Origin of the sequence: Pontibacter rugosus, from assembly GCF_042678745.1 — a bacterium.
GTDB lineage: Bacteria > Bacteroidota > Bacteroidia > Cytophagales > Hymenobacteraceae > Pontibacter > Pontibacter rugosus.
The window spans coordinates 1-9,466 of the sequence record NZ_JBHTLD010000191.1 but is presented as its reverse complement, the minus strand read 5'-3'; the positions used below and the strand labels follow the sequence as shown (position 1 = coordinate 9,466).

The following is a 9,466-nucleotide window of genomic DNA, read 5'->3' as shown; positions in this document are numbered from 1 at the left end:
AAGTTTTAAAGCAAGAAAGTTTAGCGCAAATTATACTATTATGAGTAGCCCTTATCTTAATTTAAAGGTTGTAGAAATAACAAAAGAGACGGTAGATGCCGCCACCATTCATTTTGAGCATCCCGATAAAAAAAATATAGACTATAAGCCAGGCCAATTTCTGACGCTGATTATACCTGTAGAAGGAAAAGAAATTCGCCGTTCTTACTCGCTTAGCAGTACGCCGCATGAGTCGCCACGACTGTCTGTAACCGTAAAACGCGTGGATGGCGGTTTGATGTCCAATTACCTGTTGGATACCTTGCAGGTAGGGCAGGAGATGAAGGTGATGGAGCCAATTGGAAACTTTTGCCTCACCTGTGCACCTTCAAACCAACGCCATGTGCTGCTTTTTGGAGCTGGTAGCGGTATCACGCCTTTGATGTCTATACTAAAGGCGGTGCTGCGTGAGGAGCCAAACAGCCAGGTAACGCTAGTGTACGGCAACAGAAATGAAGCATCTGTTATATTCCGGGAGCAGCTACAAGAGCTTCAGGCAAAATTTGAAGCACGTTTACAGGTGGAGTATGTATACAGCCAGCCTACGCATGATTGTGAGCACCGCGGCCGTATGAACCAAAGTTTGGTACTAAAGATACTGGAGCGGCGCAGGCTGGCTAAGGTAGAAAATGCCGTATACTTTATGTGTGGGCCGGAAGGCATGATGGAGGAGGTGCGTCATGCACTGGATGTGCTGCATGTGCCTGCTGACCGTATTTTCAGGGAGAGTTTTGTAAGTAACAAACTTACCGACCAGCAACAGCAGGCGCAGCATGGCGATGTTGCGGCCTCCGAGGATGATGGAGAAATCACCACACAAACTGTAACTGTGATTTATGAAGGAGCAGAGTATTCTTTTGAGGTAGAGCCGGACCAAACGATTTTGGAAGCTGCTCTGGAGCAGGATATCGATTTGCCTTATTCCTGCCAGGCTGGCCTTTGTACTGCCTGCCGTGGAAAGTGCTTGAGCGGTAAGGTTCACTTGGATGAAAGAGAAGGGCTTTCTGATGCCGAAATGGAGGAAGGCTACGTACTAAACTGTGTAGGACACCCCTTAACAAATAATGTGGTGATCGAAATCGGATAGAAGTTCAAGAACGTATATAGAGGCAGCGCCAGGAGATTTTCTATCGGCGCTGCCTTTTTTTTGTACTTTCGTAAGAACTAGCTATATTGTATCTCTAAAATACACATTGCATAAATGACCATACAACAAACAACAAACCTAATTATACCCGAGCGTAAACCTCGTGCTTATCTTTCTGAAGATTTTGCTGTGGCTGATTGGGAAGCTATAAAGCCATACTTTGAGGAGCTGCAGACACGTGAGGTGAGCTATGTAGCGGAGTTGGAGAAGTGGATGCAGGATCGTAGCGAGCTGGAAAGTGTTCTGTCAGAGGACTTGGGATGGCGTTATATCCGGATGACCTGCGATACCCAGAACGAGGAAACCACACAGGCTTTTCAATACTTTATTTCTGAGATAGAACCTAACATTGCACCGCTTGACCATGAGCTGAATCTGAAGCTGGTGCAGTCGCCCTATTTAAAGGAGCTTGATCCGGAGAAGTATAAAATCTATTTACGCGGGGTGGAGCGCGCATTAGAAATTTTCAGGGAAGAGAATATATCGCTACAAACGGAAATAAGCACAAAGCAGCAGCAATACGCTGCTATAACCGGCGCAATGACAGTAACCTTGGATGGGGAAGAGGTTACTTTGCAGCGCGCGGCAGATAGGCTGAAGCGTATCGATAGGGCTGTGCGCGAAGAGGCATGGCGAGTTGTGCAGGAGCGTCGGTTTGAAGACCGTGAAAAGCTGGACAACCTCTTTGATGAACTGCTAAAGCTGCGCCACCAGGTAGCGACCAACGCTGGCTTTAATAATTTCCGTGATTATATGTTTGCTGCCCTTGGGCGCTTTGACTATACACCGCAGGACTGCTTTGACTTCCACGACTCTATCAGGGAAACGATAGTGCCTTTACTTAGTAAGTTTGATCAGGAGCGTAAAGAGCAGCTAGGAGTTAGTGAGTTAAGACCTTGGGACCTTGATGTAGATACGACTGGCAAGAAACCGCTGGAGCCTTTTAAAACGGGCGAAGAGCTGCTGGAAAAGACCGTTCAGGTATTTTATCAATTAGATACCTTTTTAGGCGACTGCCTTGCTACCATGCGTACCATGGGCCACCTTGATCTGGAGTCGCGTAAGGGCAAGGCTCCCGGAGGGTATAACTATCCTCTTGATGAAATTGGTGTGCCTTTTATCTTTATGAATGCCACCTCCAGCCTGCGCGATGTGATTACGATGCTGCACGAAGGCGGTCACGCGGTACACTCCTTCCTGACGCGGGATTTAAGGCTAAACGCTTTCAAGCATCCACCTTCAGAAGTAGCTGAGCTGGCATCCATGTCTATGGAACTGATCTCTATGGATTACTGGGATACGTTCTTTGAGGACGAGGACGAACTGCGTCGGGCTAAGAAAACGCACCTCGAAAGTGTGTTGGAGACGTTCCCGTGGGTTGCAACAGTAGATAAGTTTCAGCACTGGCTATATGAGCATCCGGAGCAGACGCAGGAAGAGCGACATCAGGAGTGGGTACGTATTTTTAATACCTTCAACCAGAAAGAAGTAAGCTGGGACGGATTGGAGAAGTATAAACCTTATATGTGGCAGAAACAGTTGCACATTTACGAGGTGCCTTTTTATTACATTGAGTACGCCATGGCGCAACTAGGAGCCATCGCCGTCTGGAAGAACTACAAAGAAAATCCTGCTGAAGGCCTAGCTGCCTATAAACGCGCGCTAAGCTTAGGATATACTGTATCTATCAGTGAGGTATACGAAGCGGCAGGCATCAAATTCGATTTCAGTACAGACTATATCAAAAGTCTGGTTGATTTTGTGAAAGAGGAAATGGCTAAAGTATAAGTAGATGCCACATATAAAACAGGAGCGCCTGCTATTAACTTAGCAGGCGCTCCTGTTTTATACTATAGATGATTTTAGTTATTCTTCTGGTGAAAGCTAAAGCCTGCTATACTTGCTACAAGGGCTTAAACTGCTCAAACATTTGGCGGCAATCGTTGCAATAGTGCATGGAGCGGCAGAGCGTGGGGCCAAACGGAGTGCGCATAGTTGTATTATCACTATTGCAGTAGGGGCAGCTAGCATATTCCAGAATATCCAGGTCTAAAACCATGTTATACTTTGGAGGCGGTGCCAGGCCAAACTCCTTCAGGTGTTGCCGTCCTTTATCTGATATCTTGTTACTGTCCCAGGGTTTATCAAAAGACATGATAACGGTATACTTGCTGATACCATGCTGCTCCAGCGTACGCTCCACATCCTTCTTCATGTAGTCCATGGCGGGGCAGCCGGCAAATGTGGGCGTCATGTTCACGGTTACGTGCTCCTCCTCAGATATAACCACACCCGTAATCACACCCAAATCCACCAGCGACAGCACCGGTATCTCAGGGTCTTTTACCTCCTCCAGCAGGGTTAGTATATGTTCTTTGGTTAAGCTCATTTTTTACAATCGTATTAAGTATGACGACGCCCGTATCACGAATAATTTTAAAATTGTTAAAACACACTATAAATTCGTGCTACTTGATACGTATGCTGTGCTACGCATCAAACGCTACCACTCGGCAGTAGGGTCTATTTTGAACACCTCAGACATCTCTTCAACCAGTGGCTGAAGGTGCTCTGTATGTTCTCCGTAGCGGCCACCAAACTTAGGCGCTATACTTGCCAGATCAGGTAGTTCTAAATCTGTTTTCTCCAGTACTGCCTGTATGCGCTTCAGCCATTCAGCTTTAACTGCTTCTTCGCCAAGGTAAACTGATGCATCAATTAGCTCTTGCTCATACTTAGAGTGCTCAAACATGCCAAGTGCATAAGGTAATGCATACTTTAAAGAAGACTGCAAGCGAATTTTTGCTTCTTCGGTTGATGCTCCTAGGTTTTTTATCCAGGTGTTGGCGTGCAACACATGGTATTTCACTTCGCCTTTCAGTTTAGTAGCTACTTTAGCAATCGGCTCGTAACTCGACTTCGAAAGCATATCAAAGCGGATAATCTCAGCGTTGTCATATAAAAAGTGGCGAATCAGGCTAAAGTCATACTCACCGTTTGGTAGCTCTACCAGCTGGCTATTGTGAAACTGATTAGCATTCCGCGTAAAGGCAACCGTGTCAGGCTCAGCTTCTCCAAGTTCGTGCAGCAACGTATAAAAGGCCAGGCTATGGCCAATTTTATCCTGTGCCATTGATGAAAAAGCAATATCTTCTTCCAAAATAGGACCAAAACCGGTCCATTCAGAATTGCGGTGGCCAAGTATAAGTTGGTCGTCAGCCAGTTTATATAATAAGTCTTTTATTGCTAGCTCGTTCATTAGGCGGGAGTGTTTTTGCGCTCTTCTTTATACTTGGTAATCTTGTCCATTACTTTGTAAGCAATGGCCTCACGGTATTTTTTCTCTGGTACAGTGGTCCACATATCTTTGTCATCGTCGGCAGATTGCAGCACATCTTTCGATTTAACAACCCAGACATTTACAACTGGACCTTTCTCTCCAAAAGCCTTTTTTGCTTCCTGTAGGGCCTCCAGATAGGAAATAGCTACCACGCGGCCAGCATGTGCATGCGCTTTGCCGCGCTTTTTAAGATGAAATATTTCATATGGCTCTGGCTGCTCGCTATGTTCTGCCGAGCCTTCAGGGCTAAGAACATCATATACAATCTCCCCATCATTGGCATAAGGTGTAACCTGTATATGATCAGTGCGGGCAATCCAGAGGCTAACACACGCAAAGCGTCGGCTATACTGCTCTTTAGCAAACAGAAAAGCCACATCTTCATTAGGGGCGTGTACAGGGCCTACGTAAGTATGCGCAGCGCCTTCTTTTTTTTGATGAAAAGCTTCGTATGTTTCAAACTGGTCCAGCTCAAGCTTTTCCTCCATTGGAGGCACTTCGCCCTCCGGCAGGTTTAGTCGTGTTACTCTTGGGTCTAAAGACTTAAGGGTCATAGTTTCCCAATTATGAATGATGAATTAGAAATAAGGGTCATGCACATGCACCCATACCCTTACCTCAATTTCTAATTCGTAATTTCTAATTTTTAATTTGTCGCTGGCTAAGCCAATGGGCGGACGTATTTTGCTTTAGGATTGAGGAGGGCTTGGCGTACCCAGGCACCGCGTTCTTCGGCTGTGCGGCGTACGGCAAGACGCTCAGCGTTGCACGGGCCATCACCATTGATTACACGCTTAAACTCATCCCAGTCTGGCTCAGTGAACTCCCACTGACCGGTTTCAGCGTTTTTCTTCAGGTTAGGATCCGGAACAGTTAAACCAAGCTCCCATATCTTCGGCACGTACATGTCCAGGAACTGCTGACGGCATTCATCGTTAGAAGCCATTTTGACTTTCCAACGCATCAAAGTTTCAGTGTGTGTGCTCATTTTATCTGACGGACCAAAGAAAGTCATGATCGGAGGCCACCAGCGGTTAAGCGCTGCCTGAATCATTTCGCGCTGCTTCGGAGAGCCTGTGGCCATATGTACCACAGCGTCGTGGCCATACTTAAGGTGAAAAGCCTCTTCGGCACAGATACGCTCCAATGCACGTGAATAAGGGCCATAGCTGCCTTTCGCATTTGCCATCTGGTTCACTATTGCACCTGCATCAATCAGCCAGGATATAACATTTGAATCTGCCCATGTTAAAGCAGGGTAGTTGAATACGTTAGAGTACTTAGATTTGCCATTGATCAAGTCCGTCAGCATTTGCTCACGCGACTTACCCAACGTTTCGGCAGCGCTATATAATAACTGTGCATGACCAACCTCGTCCTGCACCTTAGCCATCTGCGCCATTTTACGTCGGAAGCCAGGGGCACGCGTAATCCAGGTACCCTCTGGTAGGGCACCGATAATTTCAGAATGCGCATGCTGCTCAATCATACGGATCAGCTGCTTGCGGTATAGTGCTGGCATCCAGTCGCTGGGCTCAATTTTTTCGCCTCGTGCGATGCGTGCTTCAAATTCGGCTAGTTTTGCAGGATCTTCCGTCTGCAGGTCGTCGAATTTTGTAGCTTCGAAAACGTTTCCTCCTCCGTACATGGTATTTATAGTTTAAAGGTTCGATAAAAGGTTGCTGAGCCGTTTCCGGCCCAGCTGATAAAGGTAGATTAGTTAGGGTGTATTAAGGTGAGAGTGTGTGTCTTGTAAAGCCTGCTTATTAGTCGTAAGGCCGTTTAGTAGCATTTCGGTAAGGTTTTCAGCAATCTCCTCCGGAGCCATCTTTCCTTCTGGCTTGTACCAAGTATGAATCCAGTTTAAACCGGAAAGTATAGTCAATACAGCAAATTTCTCGTCCGGCACGCTAAATTCGCCGCTACTGATTCCTGCCTGCATGATACTCCTGAAGCGTGCTTCGTACTTATCACGCAATGCCAGATAAGTGCCATGCATCGGTTCACTCAGGTGGCGCCATTCATGCAGGAAAACGGCTGAAGCCTCTGTGTTCTTCGTCAGTACCTGCACGTGGGCGGCAATAGCACGCTTTAAACGCGCTGTGGCTGTGCCTTTTTGCGCCTCTGCTGCATCTATGGCCTCAAAAAACTCCTGCGCCATTTTAAAGCAAACCCGCTGCAGTATCTCTTCTTTAGATTTGATGTGCGAGTAAATGCTGGCAGCCTCGATGCCTAATGCAGTAGCTAGGTCACGCATGGAAGTAGCTGAAAAGCCTTTTGATTTAAATAGCGCAGTGGCTGTTTTCTCTATTTGTTCTTTTCTGCTCAATATTGCTTCCATGTCTATTTAACAAATATAAGCAACCTAACGTTCGTTAGCAAATATATTTAAATAAACGTTTATCCATTTAAAAGGTTTATACTCAACACGAATGTGCTACTAGAGTGAGTGTTGTAACATCTTGAATAAGTAGATAGCCGTAATAAGCATACACAACCAAAGCTTTGCACCCATACTTGCGTATATTTGATACCAAGCCTATATTTTTTGCTATTGATTAATACTATCTGAAATGACTGACCTTGCCAACACCGCTGAACAGCAAACGCTGCAATTTGTAACCTATCAAGTAAAAGACAGGGTAGGCTACATCACCCTATCCCGCCCAGAAAAAAGGAATGCTCTAAATTTTGACGTTGTAACAGAACTGAAGCGCGCCTTTGCCTTTGCCGAAGAAGACGAAGCTAGCAAAGTGATTGTGTTGCGTGCCGAGGGAAAAGTGTTTTGTGCCGGAGCCGATTTAGAGTATTTGCAGCAACTGCAGGAGAACGATTACCAGGAGAATCTCTTGGACTCAACGCACCTGATGGAGCTTTTCCGTGCCATTTATACTTTAAAGAAAGTTGTGATTGCCCAGGTGCATGGGCATGCTATTGCAGGAGGCTGTGGCTTAGCTGCTATCTGTGATTTCGGTTTTACGGTGCCAGAGGCCAAATTTGGCTATACTGAAGTGAAAATTGGTTTTATACCTGCCATCGTAAAAGTGTTTCTGCTCCGCAAAATTGGGGAGGCCAGAGCCAAGCAGCTGCTACTTACCGGAGATCTGATTTCTGCTGCCCAGGCAGAGGCTTTTGGCCTTGTTAACTGGGTGGTGCCTGCCGAAGAACTAGAAGAGCAGGTGTTCTCTTTTGCTAAAAAGCTCTGCGCCGAAAACTCTAAACAGTCTATGGAGGTAACAAAAGAAATGATTGCCCGCGTGCAGGCTATGAGCCTGGAAGACGGCTTGCTGTATGCGGCTGAAATGAATGCCGTTGCCCGCGGAAGCGAAGATTGCCAGCGCGGAATTGCTGCTTTCTTAAATAAAGAGCAGATTAAATGGTAAACATTGTTTAATAGTTAAAACTATTCCTTAAACTTGTTGTTTTGTGATTATGCTGACAGGCATTGGTATCATGTTTTTTACATTTGTGTTGATGGAAGGAGTGGCCTGGCTTATGCACAAATATGTGCTGCATGGGTTTATGTGGTTCCTCCATAAGTCGCATCACACGCGCCACAAGCACGCTTTTGAGCTTAATGATCTGTTTTTTGCCTATTATGGCGTTTTGGCAATGCTGTTCTTTATATTCGGCAGCGAGCCTATAGATTACAGGTTCTGGATAGGCGCTGGTATCACGCTGTATGGATTGGCTTACTTTCTGATACACGATGTATTTATACACAGGCGCATCAGGTTGTTCGGTAAAACGTCTAATGTTTACCTTAAAGCGTTAAACATGGCGCATAAGGTGCATCACAAAGTACAGGAGAAACATGGTTCTGAATCCTTTGGTATGCTGTGGGTGAAACCACGCTATTTCAGGTCAGCATATGAGATTGTGAATAAACAGGAACAGGAGAAACGTGGCTCAGTACACTATTAAAGAACTAGAACATCTGTCAGGTATCAAGGCGCATACTATCCGTATATGGGAGCAGCGATATAATATCTTAAATCCGAAGCGGACTGATACCAATATCCGTTTTTATGATGATGCAGATTTGAAATCTCTGCTCAACATATCGCTGCTGAACGAGCGAGGGTATAAAATTTCTAAAATTGCCCAGATGGATCCTGAACAGCTGCTTCAGAAAGTGCGGCAGCTCTGCGACCAACCTTGTGAGTGTTCACATCATATAAGTGCGCTGGTGTCTGCTATGATTGATATGTGCGAACACCAGTTCGATAAAGCGCTCTCTACGGCTACGCTCCAGATGGGCTTTCAGGAGACGATGCAACAGGTGATTTACCCGTTCTTAAACAAGATAGGCATACTTTGGCAAACAGGTAATATCACACCGGCACATGAGCATTTTGTAAGCAACCTGATCCGGCAAAAACTTATGGTGGCGATAGATGGGCAGGTGGCAAAATGGAAGGAGGGAACCCCAACCTACATTCTATACTTACCCGAAAATGAGTTGCACGAGCTGGCCTTGCTGTACATGAATTACATTCTGCGTTCTCATGGGCAGAAGGTTATATACCTGGGACAAAATTTACCTTTCAAAGACTTAGCGGTAACGTATGAGCAGTTTAAGGCTGAGTTTATCTGTACTGTCATTACATCGTCTATAGAGCGCGAGCAGGTGCAGCCCTATCTTAATAAATTGTCGCATCGTTTTCCTGAAGCACAGATCTATATTTATGGCTACCAGGTGCAGCAGGATTGCTTGATTCTACCGGATAATATAAAACGGCTAAGTTGTATAAATGATTTTATCGACTTGTTTAAATAAAGATAACATAGTTGACCAATCTGATCCCCCGTGGCTTTCGTTTATAAGAAAGAAACGGGGGCTTTTTTATGCTCTGTCGTTTGCCGGGGAAATATGTACATACACAGGTTATTATGAGGTGTTTGTCTTATTTGTTTAATAATAATCAAAATTAAATTAG

10 protein-coding genes are annotated in these 9,466 nt (G+C 45.5%); 5 read left to right on the top strand and 5 right to left on the bottom strand.

Annotated elements, in window-relative coordinates; genetic code table 11:
* A partial coding sequence (locus ACFQ2O_RS17100; RefSeq protein ID WP_377530558.1) for a 2Fe-2S iron-sulfur cluster-binding protein occupies positions 1–1,126 on the top strand: 1,126 nt, incomplete at its 5' end.
* A 114-nt stretch (positions 1,127–1,240) separates the two neighbouring features.
* Positions 1,241–2,974, top strand: coding sequence for a M3 family oligoendopeptidase (locus ACFQ2O_RS17095; protein ID WP_377530555.1), 1,734 nt, complete (start codon positions 1,241–1,243; stop codon positions 2,972–2,974).
* A 115-nt stretch (positions 2,975–3,089) separates the two neighbouring features.
* Here the strand turns inward: ACFQ2O_RS17095 and paaD are convergent, their stop codons facing one another.
* The 5 genes from paaD to ACFQ2O_RS17070 form a co-directional block, all read right to left on the bottom strand.
* Positions 3,090–3,575 carry a 1,2-phenylacetyl-CoA epoxidase subunit PaaD gene (gene paaD, locus ACFQ2O_RS17090; RefSeq protein ID WP_377530552.1) on the bottom strand — a complete coding sequence of 162 codons (486 nt, stop codon included), beginning with the start codon at positions 3,573–3,575 and terminating at the stop codon, positions 3,090–3,092.
* 114 nt (positions 3,576–3,689) lie between these two features.
* Positions 3,690–4,445: a 1,2-phenylacetyl-CoA epoxidase subunit PaaC gene (gene paaC / locus ACFQ2O_RS17085; protein ID WP_377530550.1), complete on the bottom strand. Its 756-nt coding sequence runs from the start codon at positions 4,443–4,445 to the stop codon at positions 3,690–3,692.
* Positions 4,445–5,080: a phenylacetic acid degradation b gene (locus tag ACFQ2O_RS17080; RefSeq protein WP_377530547.1), complete on the bottom strand. Its 636-nt coding sequence runs from the start codon at positions 5,078–5,080 to the stop codon at positions 4,445–4,447. Before ACFQ2O_RS17080 ends, paaC begins: the two co-directional genes overlap by 1 nt.
* A 107-nt stretch (positions 5,081–5,187) precedes the next feature.
* Positions 5,188–6,174, bottom strand: coding sequence for a 1,2-phenylacetyl-CoA epoxidase subunit PaaA (paaA, locus tag ACFQ2O_RS17075; protein ID WP_377530545.1), 987 nt, complete (start codon positions 6,172–6,174; stop codon positions 5,188–5,190).
* Positions 6,175–6,246: 72 nt separating this feature from the next.
* Positions 6,247–6,867: a TetR/AcrR family transcriptional regulator gene (locus ACFQ2O_RS17070; protein ID WP_377530543.1), complete on the bottom strand. Its 621-nt coding sequence runs from the start codon at positions 6,865–6,867 to the stop codon at positions 6,247–6,249.
* Positions 6,868–7,099: 232 nt separating this feature from the next.
* Between ACFQ2O_RS17070 and ACFQ2O_RS17065 the strand changes: the two genes are divergently transcribed.
* The 3 genes from ACFQ2O_RS17065 to ACFQ2O_RS17055 are packed head-to-tail and all read left to right on the top strand — an operon-like array spanning position 7,100 to position 9,306.
* Positions 7,100–7,909 carry an enoyl-CoA hydratase/isomerase family protein gene (locus ACFQ2O_RS17065; RefSeq protein ID WP_377530540.1) on the top strand — a complete coding sequence of 270 codons (810 nt, stop codon included), beginning with the start codon at positions 7,100–7,102 and terminating at the stop codon, positions 7,907–7,909.
* Between the two features lie 49 nt (positions 7,910–7,958).
* Positions 7,959–8,450, top strand: a complete 492-nt coding sequence (locus ACFQ2O_RS17060; protein WP_377530560.1) for a fatty acid hydroxylase — start codon at positions 7,959–7,961, stop codon at positions 8,448–8,450.
* Positions 8,431–9,306: a MerR family transcriptional regulator gene (locus ACFQ2O_RS17055; RefSeq protein ID WP_377530538.1), complete on the top strand. Its 876-nt coding sequence runs from the start codon at positions 8,431–8,433 to the stop codon at positions 9,304–9,306. Before ACFQ2O_RS17060 ends, ACFQ2O_RS17055 begins: the two co-directional genes overlap by 20 nt.
* Positions 9,307–9,466: the final 160 nt, after the last annotated feature.